This window comes from Limnohabitans sp. (assembly GCF_031539105.1).
GTDB lineage: Bacteria > Pseudomonadota > Gammaproteobacteria > Burkholderiales > Burkholderiaceae_C > Limnohabitans.
Genome location: NZ_JAVKLM010000041.1, coordinates 45,836 through 69,665, shown reverse-complemented (window position 1 = coordinate 69,665; position 23,830 = coordinate 45,836). Strand labels below are relative to the sequence as shown.

Genomic DNA, 23,830 nt, shown 5'->3' with positions numbered 1-23,830 from the left:
GCGCCGTCCTTTTATTGCACATGTCGTTGCAAAAATTACAGCGAGTAGTACATGTCGTATTCGACAGGAGACACTTCCACACGGCTGCGGTTGACTTCTTGCATCTTCAAGTCGATGTAAGAGTCGATCCACGAGTCGGTGAACACGCCGCCTTTGGTCAAGAAAGCGCGGTCTGCGTTCAATGCGTCCAAAGCTTGGTCCAAGCTAGAACACACGGTTGGCACCAACTTGTCTTCCTCTGGAGGGAGGTGGTACAAGTCTTTGGTGGCTGCTTCGCCTGGGTGGATCTTGTTCTCGATGCCGTCCAAACCAGCCATCAACAAGGCTGCGAAGCCGAGGTAAGGGTTGCACAATGGATCTGGGAAACGAGCTTCAACGCGGCGACCTTTGTCGCTGGCCACGTTAGGAATACGAATCGAAGCAGAGCGGTTCTTGGCCGAGTAAGCCAATTTCACTGGCGCTTCGAAGTGAGGCACCAAACGCTTGTAGCTGTTGGTACCTGGGTTGGTGATGGCGTTCAAAGCACGGGCGTGCTTGATGATGCCGCCGATGTAGTACAGCGCCAAGTCAGACAAACCAGCGTAGCCAGTGCCTGCGAACAAGTTCTTGCCGTCTTTCCAGATGGACTGGTGAACGTGCATGCCAGAACCGTTGTCGCCAGCGTAGGGCTTAGGCATGAACGTGGCAGTTTTGCCGTAAGCGTTGGCCACGTTGTGGATCACGTACTTTTGCAGCAATGTCCAGTCAGCACGCTCAACCAAGGTTGAGAAACGTGTACCGATTTCGCATTGGCCAGCGCCAGCCACTTCGTGGTGGTGCACTTCGACGGGGATGCCCACGGACTCGAGCAACAACGACATTTCGCTGCGCATGTCGTGCGTGCTGTCGACAGGAGGCACTGGGAAGTAGCCGCCTTTGACGCGGTTACGGTGACCACGGTTGCCGCCTTCGATTTTCTCGCCGGTGTTCCAAGGGGCTTCGTATTCGTTGATGGCGTAGAACGTGTTGTTTGGCTCAGTGCTCCAACGCACTTCGTCGAACAAGAAGAACTCTGGCTCTGGACCGAAGTAAGCGGTGTCGCCAATGCCAGACTGCTTGAGGAAAGACTCAGCGCGCTTGGCGATCGAACGTGGGTCACGCTCGTAGGCTTTGCCGTCTGTAGGTTCGATCACGTCGCAGATCAAAACCAAAGTGATTTCTTCGAAGAAGGGGTCGATGATGGCGCTGCTTGGATCAGGCATCAACAACATGTCAGAGGCTTCAATGCCTTTCCAGCCAGCAATAGAAGAACCGTCAAACGCTTGACCTTCTTCGAACTTGCTTTCGTCAAACTGCGACACGGGCGCAGTGATGTGCTGCCATTTGCCACGGGTATCGGTGAAACGGAAGTCAACGAATTTAACTTCGTTCTCTTTCACCATTTTCATTACGTCTGCGACGGTCTTGGCCATCAAGTTCTCCTGCTAGGGTTGTTAGATTAAAAGTGTTTCGAAGATGAAGGATGCAGTTTCTGTGCCAGCAAGCGCCACACATGGCCAGTCATCAGCTTCAGCGTCAAGACGCTTATTTTGCACCGAGATTGGCGCTAATCAGCGGCAAAAACGCATTCTGGTGCGCAAATGCCGCAAATTGCAGTGCACTTTTTTGGTGCAATTTTGCACCAAAATGAATCACGCTTATTTGCGCACCATTTCTGGGCCTAACTTGAAGCCGAATGGTTGAAGGCCCGCGAGCATCGCGGCATAAGCGACTGCGACCTTTTCTGGCGCACCTTTCACGCCCAACTCAATGTGACGCCCATGCACGGGGTGGTCAACGCTGGGCAAGCTGAATATTTTGATGCCATCAAAATCGCGCTCTAAAGCTTCCATCAGCGGCGTGATGGTGGCTTCCATCGAGCCATAGATGACGATGGACTGCTCAATCCAAGCATCGTGCTGAAACAGATGCGGGTAATGCGTGTCGAGCACCCATTCCATCATCGGCCAAGCCATTACCGGAAAGCCTGGCACAAAGTGCACGACGCCACCGCCAGCGCCGGTGCAACTGAAGCCGGGAATCTTGTTGTACGGGTTGGGAATGATGCGCGCGCCCAAGGGGAACACACCCATGTTGAGGCGATGGATGTTGTCGTGTCGGTCAGGCTCATACGGCACGCCCTGCTCTTTGGCCGTATCTTGAATCCGCTCGCGAATCAAGGCTTCAGCCTCATTGTGTAACACGATGTCCACCCCCAAAGCCTTGCCTGCGCATTGACGCGTGTGGTCGTCCGGTGTTGCACCAATGCCGCCACAAGAAAACACGATGCTGTTGCTGTCAAACGCGCGAGCCAGCGTGCGCGTGATGCGCTCGGACGAATCGCCCACGTAGTCAGCCCAATCGAGGGACAAACCACGTGCGTTGAGAAGCTCAATGAGTTTGGGCATGTGCTTGTCGGCACGCTTGCCTGAGAGAATTTCATCGCCAACGATGATGAGGCCGAACTCGGGCCGGTTTGCTGGCTGAGCGTTAGACGCTTGGGGGTTGGGGTGTGCTGCTTGGGTCATCCGCCAATGCTACCGTGGGTAGCGGCACCGAGGCGCCCATCACCACAGTGCCCGACTCCGCCCGCAGGGCTTCTAGGGCAGCCAAGCTGTAATGCGTGAACCACAGCGAAGTGAATGCAAACACCAAGGCATAAATCCAAATGGCCAAGGGAATGAGCACCAAAAACGCCGCCGCAAACACCGCACCGGACGCCCACACGAGGCTAGGCAGCGCGCCCATGTAGCCTGTGAGCACACCAATCGTCAGCAATGCAGCGCGGTGCTGACGGCCAATGGCCAAACGCTCTTCCCGGCTGGCGTGGTCGACCAAGGCGTCAAACACCATCACGCGGTAGCTGAGCCAACCCCAAATGAGCGGCGGCACGATGAACATCAAGGGCGGTACCGCCCACAGCGGTAAAGAAATCACCATGGCAACCATGGCAATCACGGTCGAGCCCACCGTCCAAGCCAAACTGGTGAACGTCGTGCCCCCATGCTTGAGCGCCAAATGCGCGAAGCGTCGCTGCACCACGAGGTCCACCAAAGCGGGCGTCATCATCAAAGACACGGCCAGCAACGAGATGATCACTAAGACGGGCGTGATGGCAAAAATCACCACCAGCGGCACCATAACGGCTTGCAACTCCGTCGCACCTTTGTCTTGCAGCCAATCCATCATGCCTTGCAACACTTGCCACGAAGCCAGCATCTCGCGCACCCAGTCTTGGGTGGGCGACCAATAGAAGTAACCCCAGCTCACCGACAGCACCAGCAACATGGCCAGGGGCAACAGAGAGAGGAGCATTACGCGAGGCATCAAGCAATAAGCCAGTGCACGCCAAAAAGAATCCAAAAACAAACGCATGCCAAAAGCATACCGCAGGTATTTAACGCGTGGATGAAAAACCCAATGCGTGCATGAGGCGTTTGATACCCAATCGCTGCTGCGACCAGAAACCTTCGCCGTAATCAACCCCCTGCTCCACTTGGTCGCGGATGCCGGTGGACTCAAAACGCAGGTCGAAGTTGGCCGTGCCAAACATCACATCCCACCAAGGCAAGAGCACGCCAAAGTTATGTCCGCCCAGAACGGTTTTCGCGCCTTGGGATGTTTCATGTCCCAAGCCAATGGCGTGATGCAGCCGATGAAAGCGCGGGCTGACCCACACACGCTCGCCCCACTTGCCAAAGCTCACACGTAAGTTGGCGTGCTGAAAGTTTTCAAACAGCTGCGTGATGGCCACCACTGCGACAAACTGCGTGGGTGCGATGCCAATGAGCTGCGCAATCAACACCCAAACTACGGCACCTAGCAAATCATCTAGCAAGTGGTTGCGGTTGTCGGTCCACTGCGTCATTTGGCGCTGCGAGTGGTGCAGTGCGTGCAAGGCCCACCACCAGTTCCACTGATGCTGCGCGCGGTGCAGCCAATAGTTGACGAAATCAAACACGACGAGATAAATGACAAAACTGGTCAACGGCCCATCAGTCACCCCGGGCCAAATGTCTTCCAAATGGAACGTGCCAATACCTTGCACGCGCAACTCTCCCATCAGGGTGTCGAGCACCGGGTCGACCAACAAAAACAGCGCCACGCGAAACAGCCCCAATCGGTGAATGAGTGTGTAAATCACGTCGGTGCGGATGGCCTTTGAATCGCGCATCACCTCAACCGGACGCCACCGTTGCAGAGGGCCAATCACGGCCAGCATGACGATGATTTGTATCAGCCCCACCAGGAGCCACCCAGTGCCGTTAAACACATCCTCCAAACGGTTGCCAAGGCCCAGTGCAAACGCGAGGGGCTGCATCACGCCTTCATACAAAGTGGCTTGGGTGTTGGCAAAAAAATCAATCAACGTATCCATGGTTTGAATTGTGGATGTTCTTTGAGCGTGGCAAAGCAAAACCCTTTGGCTTTGAGGCCTTCAATCAATGGCTCCAACACAGCAGGTGCCCAAGGGTCTTGGCGCGACCAGATGCCCAAATGCGCCATCAAGATATCGCCCGAGCGGATGTTGTTCAACGCACGTTGCTGCAGCATGGCATTGGGGAATTTATCGCTGGGCAACTCGTCGCCCAAAAAGCCCGCATCGGCCCAGCCCACGTGTGCAAAACCACATTGTTTGGCAGCAGCTAACAACGAGGGGGAGGTTTTACCGCCAGGTGCGCGAAACAAAGGCAAAGGCTTGACGCCTGTGATTTGCTCTAGGCGAGTGTTGGACAACTGAAGCTGGTCGCAATAGCGTTGGCTGGTCCACACTTCGGTTTGGCCTTTGTTAGGACCCGCGGTAGGGCGCATTTGCCAGCTGCCGCGTGGCAGGTCTGATCGCCAGTAAACGTGGTCAAAGGTGTGGGAGGCAAAGGCGTGGCCTTCTGCGCCGCGAGCACTCCACCAGGCAGCCCAGTGATCGCCCAACGAGCCATCGCCCTCTTTGGTCGGCTCATTGGCCGCAAAAAAAGTGACTTTGACATTTTGACGGTTCAAGACATCGGCGATCAAGGGTGCCACCCCCATGTGGCCGGTGTCAAAGGTGAGGTACAGCGGTTTGCTGCAAGGCACCGTCGCTTGCACGGCAGCACAGTACAGCCCCAAACAAGCCACCGCCCACGCCCGCCATGAAACGCATGGGCGCTTCAAGGACAAGGGGCGCTGCTGCGGTTGGCTCATGGTCAATACCGTTTGGCGTGGTCCAAGGTCCAAATGCCGTGCGGTGATTTGCCCACTTTAATTTGGCGCACCAGCTGGCCTGTGGCGGTGTCAATCACACTGACTTTTTTGATCCAGCGCGAGGACACAAACAGCAGCTTGCCATCTGCCGTGACCTCCATGCAATCGGGCCCACCTGGTGCTGCGAATTGCTGAACAGACTCTAAATTGAAATAGTCAATTTTGTTGACCGTGTTGGCCACGCGGTTACCCACAAACACATGGCGGCCATCCCCCGCTGCGCGAAACGCATGGGCGCCGTCACCCGTGGGAATGGTTTTGAATAACTTGGGGCTTGTGCCCGACACGTCAAACACTTGCACATGGTTGTCGCCGGTCAGGCCCACCAATAGGTATTTGTCGTTGGGTGTGCCAAATACGTCGGCTGGCATTTCGCCTGTTTTCATGCGCCATTTGATGGCTTGTGTGGCCAAGTCCACCGCGACCAGCTCGTTGCTGTCTTGCATGGTGGCATAGGCCGTGGTGCTTTTGGTGTCAATCCAAATGTGGCTGGGCGTTTTGCCAGAAGGAATGCGCTTGGCGAGCGTCAGCTCTTGGCCGTCCCAGCGGTAAATGTCAATGTGGTTCAAACGGTTGGCCACCGTGACAAACCATTTCATGTCGGGCGAGAAGCGCAGCTGGTAAGGGTCAATCGTGCCGCGCACCACGCGTTGCACTTCGGCTGTGCGAGGGTCGATGAAGGTCAACGAGTCGCTACCGGCGTTTGCCACGATGACCGATTTTTCGTCGGGCGTGAGGTAGATGTGATGGGGCTCTTTGCCCGTGGGGATGCGGCGCGTTTCTTTCCAAGTGACAGGGTCAATGACGCTGACATTGGCTTCTAAAGAATTGAGCACAAAAATAGGGTTGGCCGCTTGAGCGGCGCTGGCTGCCAAAAGCAGCATGCTGGCAAAAACCAGCGACAAACGTTGAATCAAAAACACAAAAAATACCTTGAAAAATCTGCTCTCAGTGTAACGAGCAGGGTCTAGCCCCAGCTCAAGTGGGGCTTCAATTGGGCCGAACTTCGTTGACGCAGCGCAAACAAGCCACACGGGCCGAGCGAAGTTAAGCGTTTGTAGCTAACAGCTTCAACTCGTCTTCGCTGATCCAGCGCCACTGGCCAGGCGCCAAATCAGCAGGTAAAGGCATGGCGCCGATTTGTGAGCGGTGCAAACCCACCACCTTGTTGCCCACAGCCGCCAACATGCGCTTGACTTGGTGGTACTTACCTTCGGTCAAAGTCAAACGCAAATGGTGCTCAGCCACCGCCATACACGCTGCAGCTTTCACAGGCTTGGGCGAATCGTCCAACACCACACCGTCGAGCAGGCGTTGCACTTGTGTATCGTCCAAAGGGTCATCGGTGGTCACCTCGTACACCTTGGGCACGTGGTGGCGGGGAGAACTCATGCGGTGAATCAGTGGGCCATCGTCGGTCAGCACCAACATGCCCGTGGTGTCTTGGTCCAAGCGACCCACCGCTTGCACACCTTGCACCGCGCTTTTTTGTGGGCGGTAGCGCAAAGGCGGCGGCAGCAAGGTGTACATGCTGGGCCACGCCGAAGGCTTGTGAGAGCACTCGTAGCCTGCGGGCTTGTGCAGCAGCACATAGGCTTTGGCGTGATACGGCCACAGCACGCCTTGCACCGAGTACGGCAGACCTTCGTGCACGTCAACGTCTTCCAGTGCATCGTCACAGGTGACCAAGCCCTCCCCCAGATCGACCTGCACGTAGCCCTGTTGAATGAGGCCCGCGCAAATACGGCGCGTGCCAAAACCTTGGGAATACAAAATATCTTGCAATTGCATATGCCAATCGTAATCGCTTAAGCTTTGAAACAAAGGCGCACACCATGAAACCCAGCTCACACTATTTGCAATGCCACGGCTTCAACATCCACTACACCGTGTGGGGCGATGCGTGCCTGCCCGTGGTGATTGCCTGGCACGGCTTAGCGCGCACAGGACGAGACTTTGATGCATTGGCCGAACAACTGAGCGCTGACTACCGCGTGATTTGCCCCGACACCATTGGCCGAGGCCTGAGCCAGTGGAGCTCTGCGCCAAAGGACGATTACAGCTTTGCCACTTACGCGCGCATCGCGCTTGACTTGATGGATGCACTGCACATTGAACAAGCGCACTGGATTGGCACGTCGATGGGTGGCGCTTTGGGCTTGGTATGTGCCGCAGCAATAGAACTGCCCGCTTTCAAAGGCCGCATGCGCAGTCTCGTGCTGAACGACATCGCACCTGAAATTTCTGCGACTGCCGTGGAACGCATCAAAGCCTACGCAGGCCAGCCGCCCGCGTTTGAGACCGTGCCCGAACTCGAGGCCTTCTTCCGCGCGGCCTACGCACCCTTCGGCCAGCAAACCGATGCGCAGTGGACGCACCTGACAGAAACCTCCACTCGCCGCTTGCCAGACGGTCGCGTGACACCGCACTACGACCCCAACATCACACAGCAGTTTTTCCGTGAGGTGCCTGAGTACCCCATGTGGGCTGAATACGACGCGCTGAACATTCCTGTATTGGTGATGCGTGGTGCAAACTCAGACTTGATTTCCCCTGACACCATTCAAACCATGCACACACGTGGTCCGGGTGCCAAAGCTTTGTTACGTGCGGAAGAGATTGATGGCTGCGGTCATGCGCCGGCGTTGAACGTGCCTGCACAATGGCAATTAGTGATGGACTTTTTAAAAGCGGCGAGTTAGATCGGCACCCACAGCGGATGCTTGTGCATCACTGCTGCAAAGTCTTCTGAGGCTTCGAATGTGCTCAGCCATTGCACCAACTCAGGCCAAGGCTGCGCGTCAAACCACGTGCGGTCGGTTCGCGCAAACTGGCGCACAAACGGTGCCACGCACGCATCGAGCAAACCCCACTGGGCGCCAGACAAACACGCATGGGCTTGCAAGCGTTTTTGCCAACGCATCAACACCTCAGCGCCTTGCGTGCGATGCGTCACACCATCCGTCAAACCAAAGCGTTGCGGGTATTTGTAGCGGTCCAAATGCGCTTTGAATTCGCCATCGTTCAACGCAATTTCTTCCTGTGCAAACGCCCAAGTCTCAGGCGTTGTAGGCAGCCAAGTCTGCGGGTCGCTTTGCTGCAAAGCCCATCGCATGATGTCTAGGCTTTGCGCTAACACCTCGCCTGTAGACAAGCACAACACCGGCACCGTGCCCTTGGGGGACACCGCCAACATCTCAGCAGGTTTGTTTTTCAAAGCCACTTCGCGGTGCTCGTAGCTCACACCACTCACATGCAAGGCCAAGCGTGCACGCATGGCATAGGGACAACGGCGAAAAGAATAAAGCAAATGCATGAGTAAAACCGAGTAACCAAGGCGTCAGTCCGTACTGGAAAGTTTGAATGTCATCAGGAAGAATGGCTTGCACAACAGATCTTAAAACAGGCGCATTCAGCCAAGGAGACAAACCATGCAACGTCGTCAATTTTTTCAAAATTCTGCGCTCGTCACCTCAGGCGCATTGGTGGGATGCGCCACACCTGGATTTGCCTCCGGTAGTCCGAAGACACCTTTCAAAGTGCCAGCCACCTTCATCCCCATCGTTGGCTCGGACGAAATGTTTCCCGTGCGACGCATCTACTGCATCGGTCGCAATTACGCGGCACACGCCCGCGAAATGGGATCGGACCCCACACGCGAACCACCCTTTTTCTTCCAAAAGCCAACAGATGCCATTCAGTATGTGGCAGCGGGCACGGTGGCTGATCACCCCTACCCCACATTAACCAAAAACTACCACTACGAAGCCGAATTGGTCGCTGTTCTTGACAAAGGTGGGCGCAATATTCCCGTCAACAAAGCACTCGACTTGGTCTATGGCTACACAATAGGCCTCGACATGACGCGCCGCGATTTGCAACGCGGCATGGGTGACGAAAAGAAACCTTGGGAAATCGGTAAAAGTTTTGACAAATCAGCGCCCATCGGCGCTGTGCACAAACTGGCGCAAACAGGCCATTTCCTCAAAGGCGACATCTGGCTCAAAGTGAACGGTCAAGTCAAACAAAAAGCTAATTTGAACCAAATGATTTGGTCTGTGGCCGAGCAAATTAGCAAGCTGTCAGAAGCGTTCGAGCTGTTCCCAGGCGACATCATTTACTCGGGCACTCCAGAAAACGTAGGCCCCGTGGTGCGCGGCGATGTGATTGAAATGCACATCGACGGTTTGCCTAACCTCAGCGTGAAAATCGTTTAACAGGCATCAAGTCACGGGTGCTGGGTTGAACAACACCAAAGCGTTGTGCAGCTTCCAGTGCTCGGCCCATGTTTTTTTGCGGCCACTGGCTACATCCAGCATGAGCTCAAACAGCTCCATCCCGACTTCTTCAATCGTCTTGGAGCCATCGGCAATGGTGCCGGCATTCACATCCATCAAATCATGCCAGCGACGCGCTAGGTCGGTGCGTGTGGCCACTTTGATGACCGGGCACTCAGCCAAACCATAAGGTGTACCCCGCCCTGTGGTGAACACATGCAGGTTCATGCCTGCTGCCAATTGCAACGTGCCACAAATGAAATCACTCGCAGGCGTGGCCGCATAAATGAGGCCTTTTTGTTTGAGCTTTTCACCGGGTGACAACACGCCTGAAATCGGCGCAGAGCCCGACTTGACGATCGAACCCATGGCTTTTTCCACGATGTTGGACAAGCCGCCTTTTTTATTGCCAGGTGTGGTGTTGGCACTGCGGTCCGCACGGCCACGCGCCAGATAAGCGTCGTACCAAGCCATCTCACGAATCATGGCCTGCGCCACTTCAGGCGTGGTGGCGCGTGAGGTAAGTTGGTCGATACCATCGCGCACTTCGGTCACCTCGGAGAACATCACGCTTGCGCCAGCTCGCACCAACAAATCGGTGCAATAGCCCACGGCAGGATTGGCTGTGACACCCGAAAACGCATCACTGCCCCCACATTGCACACCCACCACCAATTCGCTCGCAGGCACGGTCTCGCGACGGCGTTGGTTCAGGCGTTGCAAATGGTGCTGCGCAGTTGTCATGATCGAATCAATCATGTACATGAAGCCCACGTGCGCGTCATCTTGCAGGCACACCACATCGAGTGCCTCGCCGCGTTGGTCGTTGATGGGGATGGCGCCAGGTGGCATCAAACGCTCAGGTTGCAGTTTTTCGCAGCCCAAACTCACCACCATCACTTCACCGCCAAAGTTGGGGTTCAAGCTGATGTTGCGAAGCGTTCGAATCGGAATCTCTGCGCCATCGGCATCTATGGCTACGCCACAGCCGTAGGTGTGCTCAAGGCCCACCACATCGTCCACATGGGGAAACTTGGGTAACAGCTCAGCCTTGATGCGTTGCACAGCAAACTCAACCACACCCGAGACGCACTGCACCGTGGTGGTGATGGCCAAAATGTTGCGCGTGCCCACCGAACCGTCGGTATTGCGATAGCCCTCGAAGGTGTAGCCCTCTAGCGCTGGCAAAGGTTCTGGCTTCACAGTGGCGATCGGCAAGTTATCTAACTCACGTGCTGAGGGCATTTGCAGCAACCGCTCATGCACCCAACCGCCTGCGGGAATGTCTTTCAAGGCATAGCCAATCGCGATGCCATAGCGCAGCACCGCGCCATCTGCAGGAATGTCGACCAAAGCCACCTTGTGCCCCTGAGGCACGGCGTCACGCAAACACAAGCCGTCAGGCAACACAGTGCCTGCGGGCAAACCACCGTGGTTGGCCACAATTGCCACGTTGTCTTGAGGCTGCATGCGTATGGTGAGTGGGGTCATCGATGTCTCCTATCATTTGGCTTGGGTTCAAAGCCTGTACAAGCGCAATGATAGCGGTACCATAAACAAACATGCAATCCAGCAGAGCCAAAGAATTTCATGACCGACAAAGAACAACCCAAACGTTCGCGCCGCAGCAGCGGTGCCATGACCCTGCGCGATGTGGCCATGCTCGCCGGTGTTGCTCCCATCACGGCATCACGGGCCATCAATACGCCCAACCAAGTCTCGCCCGATGTGCTGCGTAAAGTGCAAGAGGCTGTGCAGCGCACCGGCTATGTGCCCAACCGCATGGCGGGTGGTTTGGCCTCTTCGCGCAGCCGTCTGATTGCTGCAGTGGTGCCAAGCACGGTGGTGTCGGTATTCATGGAAACCATCGAGGCTTTGAACGGCACTTTGTTTGACGCGGGCTACCAATTGATGCTGGGCCAATCAGGCTACTCTGCCGAGCGAGAAGAACTGCTGCTTGAGGCCATCATTGGTCGCCGCCCAGACGGTATTTTCATCACAGGCATCTTGCCGCCAGGCAAGGCGCGCACGCGCCTGATGGCATCGGGCATTCCAGTCGTCGAAACTTGGGACTTGACCCCCACACCAATTGACATGCTGATTGGCTTCTCCCACTCGGACATTGGACGTGAAGTGGCTCAATTTCTGATGCACAAAGGCTACAAAAAATTCGCCATCGTACGCGCCGAAGATGAGCGCGCTGACCGCCGCACCACAGCTTTTCAAGAGACCGTCGCTCAGCAAAATTTGCCTCCCGTATTTGTGACCAACGTGGGCGCCTCGCGTTCACTCAAAAGCGGCCGCGAAGCCATGGCTCGCATCTTGGTAGAAGCGCCAGATACCCAAGCCATTTTTTGCAGCTCAGACCTACTAGCTCTGGGCGTGATGACCGAGGCCCGTGCACGTGGACTAGCCGTGCCAGACGACATCGCTGTGATGGGCTTTGGTGATGTTCCTTTTGTGGCAGACATGGTGCCTGCACTCACCACCGTGCGCATCAATGGCGGGCAGATTGGCAAGCTCGCAGCGCAATTTTTGATGGATCGTGCTGAAGACCGCGCAGTTGAGCCACGCATCGTGGATGTTGGCTTTTCAATCATCGAACGCGACAGCACCCGCCCCTAGAGAAAACCCTAGCTAAAAACCATTGACGGCTAGTTTTGCCGTGGATAACATGCGTTGAATCAGTTTGGTAGCGCTACCAATTAAATCAAAAGACAAAATTTTAAAAACTCTCACTTCACCTCATCTGTCTATGGCTACTTCCTCACACATGTACTCACGACTGCTATTAACAGGCGCCGCCGGTGGCCTAGGGCGCGTCTTACGTCCACGCTTGAAAGCACGCTGCGATTTTTTGCGTGTCAGCGATTTGGGCGATTTGGGCACGGCCAGTGATGGTGAAGAAGTCATGCCCGCCCCTTTGCAAGACCGCCCCGCCGTTTTCAAACTGCTGGAAGGTGTCGATGCGGTGGTACATCTTGGCGGTATCTCGACCGAACAACCGTTTGACGACATCGTGCAAGCCAACATCATTGGCGCTTACAACCTCTACGAAGCAGCCCGAACGCACGGCACACGACGCATCGTGTTTGCCAGCTCCAACCACGTCACCGGTTTTTATCGCCAAGACGAAGTGGTCGACCCCAACATGCCCGTGCGCCCCGATGGCTACTACGGCCTGAGCAAAGCGTTTGGTGAAAACTTGGCACGCTTCTACTTCGACCGTTATGGCATTGAAACCGTTTGCTTGCGCATTGGCTCCTCATTTGCAGAACCTAAAGACCGCCGCATGCTCGCCACTTGGATGAGCTTCGATGACCTAGAGCGCTTGGTGATTGCCAGCCTCAACTCCCCCGTTGTTGGTTACAGCGTGATTTACGGCATGTCTGACAACAACCATGTGTGGTGGGACAACACGCCCGCCAAACACATTGGCTACCGTCCGCTCGACAGCTCTGAGCCCTTCCGCGTTGCACTAGAAGCCAAGCAACTCACCCTCGATTTGAATGACCCCGCCGTGATTTACCAAGGCGGTGGTTTTGTCAAAGCCGGTCCTTTCTGAATTTCAAACCACAACAGGAGACAGCCATGAAAGTTCGTTCAAATTTACTCAAGACCTTGGTCGCTGCTGCCGCAACTTCGCTTTTTGCGATGGCTGCAAATGCCACCGAATTCCGCTCATCAGACATCCATCCCGACGACTATCCCACTGTGCAAGCCGTGCGCCACATGGGTGAAGAGCTCAGCAAGGCCACAGGCGGCAAACACAGCATCAAAGTGTTTTCTAAATCTGCTTTGGGCAACGAAAAAGACACGATTGAGCAAACCAAACTCGGCGCCATTGCCATGGCCCGCGTGAACGTGGCACCCATGAACAACATTTGCGCAGCCACCATGGTGCCCACCATGCCTTTCTTGTTCCGCTCCACCGACCACATGCGCAAAGTGTTGGACGGCCCTATCGGCGAAGAAATCTTGAAAGACTGTGAAGCCCAAGGCTTTGTGGGCTTGGCGTTTTATGACTCAGGCGCTCGCTCGATTTACACCGTTAAAAAACCCATCAAAACTTTGGCCGATGCCAAAGGTCTGAAGGTGCGCGTGCAGCAAAGCGACTTATGGGTGTCCTTGCTTGAAGCGATGGGCGCCAACGCCACCCCAATGCCTTATGGCGAGGTCTATACAGCACTCAAAACAGGTTTGGTCGACGCAGCTGAAAACAACTATCCGTCTTACGAGAGCTCACGCCACTTTGAAGTCGCCAAGTACTACAACAAGACCGAGCACTCCATGGCCCCAGAAATCTTGCTCTTCTCTAAGAAGATTTGGGACACGCTGTCTGCTGACGAGCAAAAGCAAATTCGTGCAGCCGCGAAAGAATCCGTGACCTACATGCGCAAGCTGTGGGATGAGCGCGAAACCAAATCTCTCGCCATCGTGAAAGCTGGCGGTGCAGAAATTATTGAAGTCGACAAAGCCGCCTTCCAAGCTGCGATGAAGCCTGTGTATGACAAGTTCTTGAAGGATCCAAAACTTCAAGACATGGTCAAACGCATCAACGCTGTCAAGTAAGCCATGTACACACGCTTTTGTGCCGCCCTCGCGCGGCTTTGTTTGAAGGTCGGCGTTGGCGGTCTCATGCTGCTGATTGCCGCCGTGCTCTATCAAGTCATTGGCCGCTACGTGTTGAATGACACACCCACGTGGGCAGAAAGTGGCGCGGTCTTGCTAGTTCTTTACGTGACCATGCTGGGCATGGCCGTTGGCGTGCGCGATGCGGGGCACATTGGCTTGGAATCTTTGTTGGTGCTTGTGCCTGAAGGGATACGCCTCAAGATGGAGCTGCTGATCCACACCCTCGTCTTGGGGTTTGGCTTGGTAATGGCCTACAACTGCGCCGTACTGGCACAAAGCGTGTGGGATTACAAAATCCCCACCCTCGGCTTGTCCGAGGCTTTTAAATACGCACCGCCAGCTTTTGCTGGTTTCTTAATTGCTTTATTTTCTTTAGAACACATCATCGCCTTGGTGCGCGGTGAAGAGGTGGAGCCATCATGGCATTGACCATTCTTTGCGTGAGCTTCACGCTGCTGTTGTTGCTAGGCGTGCCCGTGGCTTTTTCCATTGGCTTGTCTTCATTGGCGACCTTGTTGTTTGAGGGCATGCCCCTGGCGGTTGGCTTTCAGCAAATGATTTCGGGCATGAACCCGTTCTCCTTCCTCGCGATTCCCTTTTTCATCTTCGCGGGTGAAATCATGATGTACGGCGGCATCGCCGACAAGATTGTGGATTTCGCCAAATCTCTTGCAGGCCATCTGCGTGGCGGCTTAGGGATGAGCAACGTGCTGGCTTGTACGTTGTTTGGTGGCGTGTCTGGATCCCCCGTGGCCGACGTGTCAGCCATGGGCGCAGTGTTGATTCCACAAATGAAAAAAGAAGGCTATGACGCCGACTATGCGGTCAACGTCACCACCCATGCCTCTTTGGTTGGGGCTTTGATGCCGACCAGCCATAACCTCATCATCTTCGCGCTGGCAGCCAGTGGCAAGGTAAGCATTGCGGCTTTGATCTTGGCAGGCATCGTGCCAGCCATTGTGTTGACTATTTGTAATTTGGTCGCGGCCTATACCGTGGCTGTCAAGCGTGGCTACCCCGCTGGCACTTTCCCGGGTTGGTCAGTGGTGGGTTACTCCTTCGCGCAATCTTTGCCAGGCCTGTTTGTTGTCGTCATCATCATCGCGGGCATTTTGTCCGGCGCATTCACAGCCACCGAGTCAGCGTCTGTTGCGGTGCTTTGGGCGCTGTTCTTGGCCACCTTCGTGTACAAAAAACTCACACGCGAGCAGCTTTTCAAAGCTGCGGCCAAAGCAGTCAAAAGCACGGGCTCAGTCTTGCTGCTGATTGGTATCAGTTCTATGTTTGGCTATCTGATTGGCCTATACGGTGTGGCTGAGCTGACAGGTCAAATGTTGACAAGTCTGAGCTCCACACCATGGGTGATTTTCTTGTGCGTCAACATCATCTTGTTTGTGCTGGGCACTTTCCTAGACATGGCTGCCACGATTTTGATTTGCACGCCAATCTTCTTACCCATCTGCCAACAAATGGGCATGAGCACTGAGCAGTTTGGCATCGTCATGCTCATCAACTGTGCGTTGGGCTTGAATACCCCGCCCGTTGGCACGACGCAATTTATAGGTTGCACGATTGGTGAGGTCTCTGTCGGAACCGTCATGAAAACCATTTGGCCTTTCTACGGCGGTTTGATTGCTGCCTTGATGATGGTTACTTACGTACCGGCCTTCTCGATGTGGCTGCCCAACTTAATTTTGAAATAACACCATGACCACCGGACCTGCGATTGCTTTTGAAACTAACGCCCGCTACCCCGACCCTCGCGTCGAGGTCTTGGATGAACGATTTTTAAAGCTGCGCTTGTTCAGTGCCAGCGTGGAACAGTTAGCCACAGGCATGCGCTGGGCTGAAGGGCCCGTGTGGTTTGGTGATGGTCGCTATTTGCTGGTCTCAGACATCCCCAACAACCGCATCTTGCGATGGGACGATGCATCGGGCCACGTGAGTGAGTTTCGCAAGCCATCGCACAACGCCAATGGCTTAGTCCGCGATGCACAGGGTCGACTGCTTGTCTGCGAACACCAGACACGGCGCATCACGCGCACTGAGTACTCGGGTGAGGTCACAGTGTTGGCCGACCGCTTTGATGGCAAAGCCCTGAATTCACCCAACGACATCGTCTGCCAACGCAATGGTGCTGTGTGGTTCACCGATCCACCGTTCGGTATTTCAGGTGATTGGGAGGGCGACGCTGCAGCAGCCGAGTTGCCCCATGCGCTTTACCGCATCAACCCCAGCGACGGTCAATTGCAACAAGTCTTAACCGATGTGCAAGGCCCCAATGGTTTGGCCTTTTCGCCAGACGAGTCAGTGTTATATCTGGTTGAAAGCCGTGCACAACCCCACCGTAAAGTGTGGGCGTATGACGTGAACGCACAAGGTGGCTTGTCCAACAAACGTCTGGCAATTGATGCACAAGGACCAGGTGCACTCGATGGCATCACTGTGGATATCAGTGGCAACATTTGGTGCGGCTGGGGAAGCGACGGCTCGGCACATGCCAAGCCCGAAGAACTTGATGGCGTCCGCGTGTTCACACCCGACGGTACAGCCATAGGCCATATCCATTTGCCTGAGCGCTGCGCCAACTTATGCTTTGGCGGCGCTAAACACAACCGACTTTTCATGGCTAGCAGCCATTCGCTGTATGCCATTTACACCAACACACGCGGTGCGATCTAAGTATCAACGTCAGACACCAACACAAGAGAACAACCATGAAAAAACGTCATCTGCTCTTAGCCATCGTGACTAGCCTTTGCAGCATGGGCGCTGCGCATGCGTGGCCAGACAAACCTGTCACCTTGGTGGTGCCCTTCCCACCCGGTGGCGCCACCGATTTGATTGCCCGCACCTTGGCTCCCAAGTTGCAAGAAAAACTTGGCGGCAGCTTTATCACTGACAACAAGGCCGGTGCAACTGGCACGATTGGCGCAGGCTTTGTGGCGCGTGCTCCTGCCGATGGCCACACCTTGTTGGTGTCATCGCTCGGGCCTTACGTCATTGCGCCGCATTTGCTGGCCAAAGTGCCTTATGACGCACTGAAGGACTTCGACTACATCAGCATTGCCGTGCAAGCGCCCAATGTCTTGGTTGTGCCCGCAGGCTCAGCACACAAATCCATGGCCGATGTGATCGCCTTCCAAAAAGCCAACCCCAACAAGATGACCTTTGCATCTTCGGGCAATGGCAGCAGCGACCACCTGACTGCTGAGTTGTTCTGGTTACAAACCGGCACCACCGGCATCCATGTGCCTTATAAAGGCGGTGGCCCAGTGATGACAGATTTGCTTGGGGCGCAAGTGGATTCGTCGTTCATGAACATCAACACCGCCATGCCGCAAATCTTGGCTGGCAAGCTGCGCGCCCTGTCAATCACAAGTGCCAAGCGCTCGCCCTTGTTACCCACTGTGCCATCACTCGAAGAGTTGGGCATCAAAGAATCGAATGTGTATTCATGGCAAGCGATTGCAGCCCCCAAAGGTCTGCCGGCTGATATCAAAGCCAAGCTGCATGCAGCCATCGTGGCAGGCTTGAATGACCCACAAGTCAAAACCAAATTGCTCGATTTAGGTTTTGAAATTGTGGCCAACACGCCCGAGCAATTCACCACTTTCCAAGCTGCTGAATTTGCACGCTGGAAAAAGCTGATTGAAACCCGCAATATCAAAGCCGACTAAGTTGGCCATCCAAGACCTCATGCCTCATACCACCCCCGTCATCACACAGTTGCGCGTCATTCCCGTTGCGGGGCATGACAGCATGTTGATGAATCTCTCTGGCGCACACGGTGCCTTCTTCACGCGCAACTTGCTCATCCTCACCGACAACGCAGGCCGCACCGGTATAGGCGAGGTACCTGGGGGTGAAAAAATTCGAGCCACTCTGGAAGACGCCACAGAGTTGGTGGTTGGCCAAAGCATTGGCAATGTGCAAGCGGTGTTGAACACCATACAAAAAAAATTTGCAGACCGTGACACCGGGGGTCGCGGCTTGCAGACCTTCGATTTGCGTACCACCATCCATGCCGTGACTGCTGTTGAATCTGCTTTGCTCGATTTACTCGGTCAGCATTTGAACGTACCAGTGGCTGCGCTCTTGGGCGAAGGGCAACAGCGCAACTCGGTTGAAATGTTGGGCTATTTGTTTTTCATTGGCGACCGTACCCAAACCGACCTGCCCTATCGCACCGAACACGACGCAGACAACGCATGGTTCCGCCTGCGCAACGAAAAAGCGATGACACCCGAGTCGGTGGTGCGCTTGGCCGAAGCGGCACGTGAAAAATATGGCTTCAACGATTTCAAACTCAAAGGCGGTGTGCTTGCGGGTGAGGCAGAGATTGAAGCGGTGACAGCCCTGCACAACCGCTTCCCAGAAGCCCGCGTGACCTTAGACCCCAATGGCGGCTGGCTGCTCAAAGACGCTGTGCGTTTGATGCGTGACATGCGCGGCGTGGTGGCTTATGCCGAAGACCCCTGCGGTGCGGAAGACGGTTTCAGCGGTCGCGAAGTGATGGCCGAATTCCGTCGCGAAACCGGCTTGCCGACCGCCACCAACATGGTGGCCACCGACTGGCGACAAATGGTGCATTCGCTTTCGCTGCAAAGCGTGGACATCCCCTTGGCAGACCCCCACTTTTGGACCATGGCCGGCTCGGTGCGTGTAGCGCAAACCTGTCGTGATTGGGGCCTGACATGGGGCTCGCACTCCAACAATCACTTTGATGTGTCGCTGGCCATGTTCACGCATGTCGCAGCCGCTGCACCAGGCAAGGTCACGGCCATCGACACCCACTGGATTTGGCAAGACGGCCAAGGTCTCACCCAAGAGCCTTTGCAAATCGTCAATGGCCATGTGGAAGTGCCCAAGAAGCCAGGCCTGGGCGTGGCGCTGAACATGGTGGAAGTCGAGAAAGCACATCAACTTTATTTGCAACACGGCTTGGGCGCACGCGATGACGCCGTGGCCATGCAATACCTCATTCCCGGCTGGAAGTTTGACCACAAACGTCCCTGCATGGTTCGTTAAACATTTTCAAATTAAGCCCACACCATGCGCCCCAACAAACTTCGCGAAATTTGGCAAGCAGGCGGAGCCGTCGTCAACGGCTGGCTGGCCATTCCCAATAGTTTTTCCGCTGAAACTATGGCCCATCAAGGTTGGGATTCGCTCACCATCGATTTGCAACACGGCGTGGTCGACTACCAAGCCATGGTCACCATGCTGCAAGCCATCTCCACCACCGACACTGTCCCTGTGGTGCGCGTGCCTTGGCTAGAGCCCGGTATATTGATGAAGACCTTGGACGCGGGCGCTTACGGCGTGATTTGCCCCATGGTCAACACCAAAGAAGACGCTCAAAAACTGGTGGCCTACACCCACTACGCTCCCCAAGGCACACGCAGCTTTGGCCCCGTGCGCGCTCTGCTCTACGGCGGTGCTGACTACCCCAAGCATGCCAACAACACCATCGTCACCTTCGCCATGATTGAAACTGCAGCAGCTTTAGACAACTTGGATGACATCCTGAGTGTCGAAGGTTTGGATGCGATTTACATCGGCCCCTCCGACCTCTCCTTGGCCTTAGGCTGCAACCCCACCTTTGATGACCTCGATCCCAAAGCAGCCGAAGCGGTGGACCATATCTTGGCACGCGCCAAAGCACATGGTGTCGTCGCTGGCATTCACAACGGCACGCCAGAGTCTGCCCTCAAACGCATCGCCAAAGGTTTTCAATTCGTCACCGTCAGCTCAGATGCACGTTTGATGGCGGCAGGTGCGCAACAAGTTATTTCAAAAATGCGCACCTCAAAGACGACAACATCGTCTGGCACCTACTAATTTCACAAAGGAATTTTTCATGAAAATCGGTTTCATTGGCTTAGGCATCATGGGTTCACCCATGGCTCAACACTTGTTGGCAGCCAAGCACGAGATGTTCGTTCGCACACGTAGCAAAGTGCCTGCGGAATTGGCCAATGCCCATGTGTGCGCCACCAATGCCGATGTGGCTCGCGCCGCAGACATCATCTTTTTGATGTTGCCCGACACGCCCGATGTGGATACCGTGCTCTTTGGTAAAGACGGCGTGGCCGAAGGTTTAAGCCAAGGCAAGATCGTGGTCGACATGAGCTCCATCTCGCCCATGGACACCAAAACCTTCGCACAAAAAATCAACACACTGGGCTGCGAATATTTAGACGCACCCGTGTCCGGCGGTGAAGTCGGCGCCAAAGCAGCCAACCTCACCATCATGGTGGGCGGCTCAGAAGACACCTTCAACACCGTCAAGCCTTTGCTGGAATTGATGGGCAAAAACATCACGCTCGTGGGTGGCAATGGCGATGGTCAAACCACGAAGGTGGCCAATCAAATCATCGTCGCTCTGAATATTGCGGCCGTTGGCGAAGCTTTGCTGTTTGCTAGCAAAGCCGGTGCCGACCCAGCCAAAGTACGCGCAGCACTCATGGGTGGTTTTGCCTCTAGCCGTATTTTGGAAGTGCATGGCGAACGCATGATCAAGCGTGCGTTTGATCCCGGCTTTCGCATTGCCTTGCACCAAAAGGATTTGGCTTTGGCACTCAATGGGGCCAAAGCCATTGGCGTGTCGCTGCCACAAACTGCATCGGCTGCGCAACTCATGCAAACGTGTGCGTCGAACGGTTGGGGCCAGCTAGACCACTCAGCCTTGGTGAAGTCGCTGGAGTTGATGGCACACCATGAAGTGGCGACGAAGTAAACCGTGCTTCACACAAAAACAAACTACTAATTCAATCTTCAATCTTCCAAGTCGGCAGCCGCCACTCAAACTGCAATGCAGCCAAGCGCAACAGTGTGACCGTGAGTGCGCCAATCGTCACCACCGAATTGGGGTCAAAACCCAAGTAGTGCAACACCACTACCACCCAGCCGCCAGCAAACGCACAAACGGCGTAGGGGTGGTGGTCGTGGAAAGCGGTGGGGATTTCGTTGCACACGATGTCACGCAATACGCCGCCAAAGGTGGCTGTGATGACGCCCATGAGCACCGAAATCAGAGCAGGCATGTCCAACCCTAGTGCAATTTGGGTACCACTGGCGGCGAACAGCCCCAGACCCAAGGCATCTGGCCATTGCATGGATTTTTCAGTAGGTTTGAAATGCTTGGCGCGCATCAACAGCATGGCGGCCAAACATAGGACCAACACCGACCACAAATACCAAGACTGTTCAATCCAAAACAAGGGGCGACGGTCTAGCAGCACGTCGCGCAGGGTTCCGCCACCGAATGCGGCCACACTGGCCACGGCGCACACGCCCACAGCATCGAGTTTTTTACGGGCGGCTTCCATCACGCCAGACAAGGCGAAGGCCACCGTGCCTGCTACTTCAATACTCGTCTGCACCCCTGAGAGGGTTTGCGTCGTCAAGACGTCCATCGCCCAAGCCTTTGTTAATTTGTCAACCGCGTAAGTGTCGCACCTTCAATGTGATGCCTCACCATGCGCCCAGTGGACCCAATTGGCTCACAAAAAGGTGACACGTAACTTGCTGCGAAAATACCGGAATGACATACAGCGTGAAAGAAATGTTTTACACCTTGCAAGGTGAAGGCGCCAATGCAGGGCAACCCGCCGTGTTCTGCCGTTTTGCCGGCTGCAACCTGTGGAGCGGCAGGGAGGAAGACCGCAGCTCGGCCATTTGCCAGTTCTGCGACACCGACTTTGTGGGCACCGATGGCACACATGGCGGCAAGTTCGACAGCGCCCAAGCCTTGGCTTCGGCCATTGCCAGCTTTTGGCCCGCCAGCGACACCCAGCACCGCTTTGTGGTGTTGACGGGTGGCGAACCCCTGCTGCAAGTAGACGAGGCCTTGGTCGAAGCCTTGCACGCCCGTCACTTCTCCATTGCGGTAGAAACCAACGGCACGGTGCTGCCGCCCAAAGGCATTGACTGGCTGTGCATGAGCCCCAAGGCTGGCAGCCAACGCCTGGTAGAGACTGGCCAAGAACTCAAACTGGTATTTCCCCAAATGGGTGCAGAGCCCGCGTTGTATGAGTCTTTGAATTTTGAAAATTTTTACTTGCAGCCGATGGATGGGCCCGACGCAGCGGCCAATACCGCTGCAGCCGTGGCCTATTGCCAAGCGAACCCACGCTGGCGTTTGAGCGTGCAAACCCATAAGTTGATTGGTATCCGATGACCTACGAACTCAGCCAGCGTTTCTACTTTGAAGCCGCCCACACGCTTCGTCGAAAAATTGACGCAGAAGGCAGTTTGCGCATCCACGGCCACACATATCACGCCGAAGTGACCATTGCCGGCAAGCCTGACCCCGAGTCCGGCATGATGATGGACCTCGCGTTTCTGCGCCAAGAGGTCGAAAAAGTACGCGAGAAACTGGATCACCACTTCCTCGACGAAGTGGCAGGCCTCGGCCCCGCCACGCTAGAAAATCTGTGCGCCTTCATCTACAACGACCTCAAGGGCGCGTTGCCCAACATACACCGCATCAAGATTGAGCGCCCTGCCAGCGGCGACACCTGCTGCTTGCTGCCCAACGAGGTTTGAAGATGTCTATCCAAGCGGTGGTGTTCGATGCCTACGGCACGCTGTTCGATGTGTATTCCATCGGCGCGTTGGCGGAACAGCTGTATCCAGGCCAAGGTGCAGCCATCTCTGTGCTATGGCGTGACAAGCAAATTGACTACACGCGGCTCATCACCATGTCTGACCCGCACCGTGCGGAAGGCAGCCGCTACTACCAATCGTTTTGGGACATCACGCGCAGCGCGTTGCTCTACACGCTAGAGCGTTTCAAACTTGACGCCAAGCCCGAACATGTTGATGCCCTGATGGGCCAATACGCCAAGCTCACGCCTTTCACAGAGAACTTGACCGTTTTGCAAAGCTTGAAAGAACGTGGCTTCACCACCGCCATTCTGTCCAACGGCAGCCCTGAGATGCTCAGCACGGCGGTGTCGAGTGCAGGCATGACAGATTTGATTGACCATGTCATCTCCGTCGACCCAATTCGCCTCTTCAAAACTTCACCTGAAGCGTATGGCTTGGTGCAACACACCATTCCCGCCGAGAAGCAAGACATTTTGTTTGTGTCCAGCAATGCCTGGGACGCGTTAGGGGCTACCTGGTTTGGCTTCACGACCCTGTGGGTGAACCGACAGCATTTACCCTTCGAAGCAATTGGCCCACAACCCAGCTACACAGGCAACGACCTCACACGCGTGTTGGACGTGTTCAACCACTGATGGAAACCCTGCGCATCGACAAGTGGCTATGGGCCGCTCGCTTTTACAAAACACGCAGCCTCGCGTGTGATGAGGTGACCAAGCACCGCGTGCAAATCAATGGCCAAGACGTCAAACCTGCGCGCGAAGTGAAAGTGGGCGACACCCTCACCGTGCGACAAGGCAACATCACAAAGACCGTTGAAGTCAAAGGCATCAGCGCAGCACGCGGCCCCGCACCGGTGGCGCAGCTGTTGTACGAAGAAACGTCCGAGAGCATCGCTTTGCGCGCGAAGTTAGCCGAACAAAACCGCATGGCAGCAGAGCCTGCACACAGCATTGAGCACGGCCGCCCCACCAAGCGTGACCGCCGCCAAATTGAACATGCATGGGACGCGCGCTGGAGCGCGAGTGCCGACAACTAAACAC

At 55.4% G+C, this 23,830-nt stretch carries 26 protein-coding genes; 16 read left to right on the top strand and 10 right to left on the bottom strand.

Features of this window, described 5'->3' with window-relative positions; genetic code table 11:
- Window positions 1-35 precede the first annotated feature (35 nt).
- The 7 genes from glnA to RMR24_RS11175 form a co-directional block, all read right to left on the bottom strand.
- Window positions 36-1,451 carry a type I glutamate--ammonia ligase gene (glnA, locus tag RMR24_RS11205; protein WP_310615158.1) on the bottom strand — a complete coding sequence of 472 codons (1,416 nt, stop codon included), beginning with the start codon at window positions 1,449-1,451 and terminating at the stop codon, window positions 36-38.
- A gap of 225 nt (window positions 1,452-1,676) precedes the next feature.
- Entirely contained in the window at window positions 1,677-2,546 is an 870-nt protein-coding gene (locus RMR24_RS11200; RefSeq protein WP_310615157.1) for a molybdopterin-binding protein, read from the bottom strand.
- The gene (locus tag RMR24_RS11195) at window positions 2,509-3,393 is read right to left on the bottom strand and encodes an EI24 domain-containing protein (RefSeq protein WP_310615156.1); all 885 of its coding nucleotides are present in this window, start codon (window positions 3,391-3,393) and stop codon (window positions 2,509-2,511) included. The genes RMR24_RS11200 and RMR24_RS11195 overlap by 38 nt, the downstream gene beginning before the upstream one ends.
- Before the next feature lie 22 nt (window positions 3,394-3,415).
- Window positions 3,416-4,396: a sterol desaturase family protein gene (locus RMR24_RS11190; protein ID WP_310615155.1), complete on the bottom strand. Its 981-nt coding sequence runs from the start codon at window positions 4,394-4,396 to the stop codon at window positions 3,416-3,418.
- Window positions 4,384-5,199 carry a polysaccharide deacetylase family protein gene (locus RMR24_RS11185; RefSeq protein WP_310615154.1) on the bottom strand — a complete coding sequence of 272 codons (816 nt, stop codon included), beginning with the start codon at window positions 5,197-5,199 and terminating at the stop codon, window positions 4,384-4,386. Before RMR24_RS11185 ends, RMR24_RS11190 begins: the two co-directional genes overlap by 13 nt.
- 2 nt (window positions 5,200-5,201) lie before the next feature.
- Window positions 5,202-6,143: a YncE family protein gene (locus RMR24_RS11180; protein ID WP_310615195.1), complete on the bottom strand. Its 942-nt coding sequence runs from the start codon at window positions 6,141-6,143 to the stop codon at window positions 5,202-5,204.
- A 163-nt stretch (window positions 6,144-6,306) separates the two neighbouring features.
- Complete coding sequence (locus RMR24_RS11175; protein ID WP_310615153.1) at window positions 6,307-7,050, bottom strand: 16S rRNA pseudouridine(516) synthase; 744 nt, start codon at window positions 7,048-7,050, stop codon at window positions 6,307-6,309.
- 44 nt (window positions 7,051-7,094) lie between these two features.
- On the opposite strand from RMR24_RS11175, the gene RMR24_RS11170 reads away from it, so the two are divergent.
- The gene (locus RMR24_RS11170; RefSeq protein ID WP_310615152.1) at window positions 7,095-7,961 is read left to right on the top strand and encodes an alpha/beta hydrolase; all 867 of its coding nucleotides are present in this window, start codon (window positions 7,095-7,097) and stop codon (window positions 7,959-7,961) included.
- On the opposite strand, the gene RMR24_RS11165 is transcribed toward RMR24_RS11170, so the two are convergent.
- Complete coding sequence (locus tag RMR24_RS11165) at window positions 7,958-8,575, bottom strand: glutathione S-transferase (RefSeq protein ID WP_310615151.1); 618 nt, start codon at window positions 8,573-8,575, stop codon at window positions 7,958-7,960. The two genes, RMR24_RS11170 and RMR24_RS11165, sit on opposite strands and share 4 nt — an antisense overlap.
- A 115-nt stretch (window positions 8,576-8,690) precedes the next feature.
- Between RMR24_RS11165 and RMR24_RS11160 the strand changes: the two genes are divergently transcribed.
- Window positions 8,691-9,476 carry a fumarylacetoacetate hydrolase family protein gene (locus tag RMR24_RS11160; RefSeq protein WP_310615150.1) on the top strand — a complete coding sequence of 262 codons (786 nt, stop codon included), beginning with the start codon at window positions 8,691-8,693 and terminating at the stop codon, window positions 9,474-9,476.
- Window positions 9,477-9,482: 6 nt separating this feature from the next.
- On the opposite strand, the gene garD is transcribed toward RMR24_RS11160, so the two are convergent.
- A complete protein-coding gene (garD, locus tag RMR24_RS11155) occupies window positions 9,483-11,027 on the bottom strand; it encodes a galactarate dehydratase (protein ID WP_310615149.1) in 1,545 nt (514 codons plus the stop codon).
- Between the two features lie 99 nt (window positions 11,028-11,126).
- Here garD and RMR24_RS11150 point away from each other — a divergent pair, with 99 nt between their 5' ends.
- The 10 genes from RMR24_RS11150 to RMR24_RS11105 all read left to right on the top strand — a co-directional run bounded on the left by RMR24_RS11150 (window position 11,127) and on the right by RMR24_RS11105 (window position 20,913).
- Complete coding sequence (locus RMR24_RS11150; protein ID WP_310615148.1) at window positions 11,127-12,161, top strand: LacI family DNA-binding transcriptional regulator; 1,035 nt, start codon at window positions 11,127-11,129, stop codon at window positions 12,159-12,161.
- A gap of 130 nt (window positions 12,162-12,291) precedes the next feature.
- Window positions 12,292-13,101: an NAD(P)-dependent oxidoreductase gene (locus tag RMR24_RS11145; protein WP_310615147.1), complete on the top strand. Its 810-nt coding sequence runs from the start codon at window positions 12,292-12,294 to the stop codon at window positions 13,099-13,101.
- A gap of 26 nt (window positions 13,102-13,127) precedes the next feature.
- Window positions 13,128-14,108, top strand: a complete 981-nt coding sequence (locus tag RMR24_RS11140) for a TRAP transporter substrate-binding protein (protein WP_310615146.1) — start codon at window positions 13,128-13,130, stop codon at window positions 14,106-14,108.
- A 3-nt stretch (window positions 14,109-14,111) separates the two neighbouring features.
- Entirely contained in the window at window positions 14,112-14,600 is a 489-nt protein-coding gene (locus RMR24_RS11135; RefSeq protein ID WP_310615145.1) for a TRAP transporter small permease, read from the top strand.
- On the top strand, window positions 14,591-15,874 hold the full coding sequence (locus RMR24_RS11130) for a TRAP transporter large permease (protein WP_310615144.1): 1,284 nt from the start codon (window positions 14,591-14,593) through the stop codon (window positions 15,872-15,874). Before RMR24_RS11135 ends, RMR24_RS11130 begins: the two co-directional genes overlap by 10 nt.
- A gap of 4 nt (window positions 15,875-15,878) precedes the next feature.
- Entirely contained in the window at window positions 15,879-16,853 is a 975-nt protein-coding gene (locus tag RMR24_RS11125; protein ID WP_310615143.1) for an SMP-30/gluconolactonase/LRE family protein, read from the top strand.
- A 35-nt stretch (window positions 16,854-16,888) separates the two neighbouring features.
- Window positions 16,889-17,851, top strand: coding sequence for a tripartite tricarboxylate transporter substrate binding protein (locus RMR24_RS11120; RefSeq protein WP_310615142.1), 963 nt, complete (start codon window positions 16,889-16,891; stop codon window positions 17,849-17,851).
- A 19-nt stretch (window positions 17,852-17,870) separates the two neighbouring features.
- Entirely contained in the window at window positions 17,871-19,202 is a 1,332-nt protein-coding gene (gene gudD / locus RMR24_RS11115) for a glucarate dehydratase (RefSeq protein ID WP_310615141.1), read from the top strand.
- 24 nt (window positions 19,203-19,226) lie between these two features.
- Window positions 19,227-20,015 carry an aldolase/citrate lyase family protein gene (locus RMR24_RS11110; RefSeq protein ID WP_310615140.1) on the top strand — a complete coding sequence of 263 codons (789 nt, stop codon included), beginning with the start codon at window positions 19,227-19,229 and terminating at the stop codon, window positions 20,013-20,015.
- Between the two features lie 19 nt (window positions 20,016-20,034).
- Entirely contained in the window at window positions 20,035-20,913 is an 879-nt protein-coding gene (locus tag RMR24_RS11105) for a 2-hydroxy-3-oxopropionate reductase (protein ID WP_310615139.1), read from the top strand.
- Window positions 20,914-20,944: 31 nt separating this feature from the next.
- Here the strand turns inward: RMR24_RS11105 and RMR24_RS11100 are convergent, their stop codons facing one another.
- Window positions 20,945-21,592 carry a trimeric intracellular cation channel family protein gene (locus tag RMR24_RS11100; protein WP_310615138.1) on the bottom strand — a complete coding sequence of 216 codons (648 nt, stop codon included), beginning with the start codon at window positions 21,590-21,592 and terminating at the stop codon, window positions 20,945-20,947.
- Window positions 21,593-21,720: 128 nt separating this feature from the next.
- On the opposite strand from RMR24_RS11100, the gene queE reads away from it, so the two are divergent.
- The 4 genes from queE to RMR24_RS11080 are packed head-to-tail and all read left to right on the top strand — an operon-like array spanning window position 21,721 to window position 23,826.
- Window positions 21,721-22,356: a 7-carboxy-7-deazaguanine synthase gene (gene queE / locus RMR24_RS11095; protein WP_310615137.1), complete on the top strand. Its 636-nt coding sequence runs from the start codon at window positions 21,721-21,723 to the stop codon at window positions 22,354-22,356.
- The gene (locus RMR24_RS11090) at window positions 22,353-22,724 is read left to right on the top strand and encodes a 6-carboxytetrahydropterin synthase (RefSeq protein ID WP_310615136.1); all 372 of its coding nucleotides are present in this window, start codon (window positions 22,353-22,355) and stop codon (window positions 22,722-22,724) included. Before queE ends, RMR24_RS11090 begins: the two co-directional genes overlap by 4 nt.
- A 2-nt stretch (window positions 22,725-22,726) precedes the next feature.
- Entirely contained in the window at window positions 22,727-23,422 is a 696-nt protein-coding gene (locus tag RMR24_RS11085) for a haloacid dehalogenase type II (protein ID WP_310615135.1), read from the top strand.
- A complete protein-coding gene (locus tag RMR24_RS11080) occupies window positions 23,422-23,826 on the top strand; it encodes an RNA-binding S4 domain-containing protein (RefSeq protein WP_310615134.1) in 405 nt (134 codons plus the stop codon). The genes RMR24_RS11085 and RMR24_RS11080 overlap by 1 nt, the downstream gene beginning before the upstream one ends.
- The last annotated feature ends 4 nt before the right edge of the window (window positions 23,827-23,830 follow it).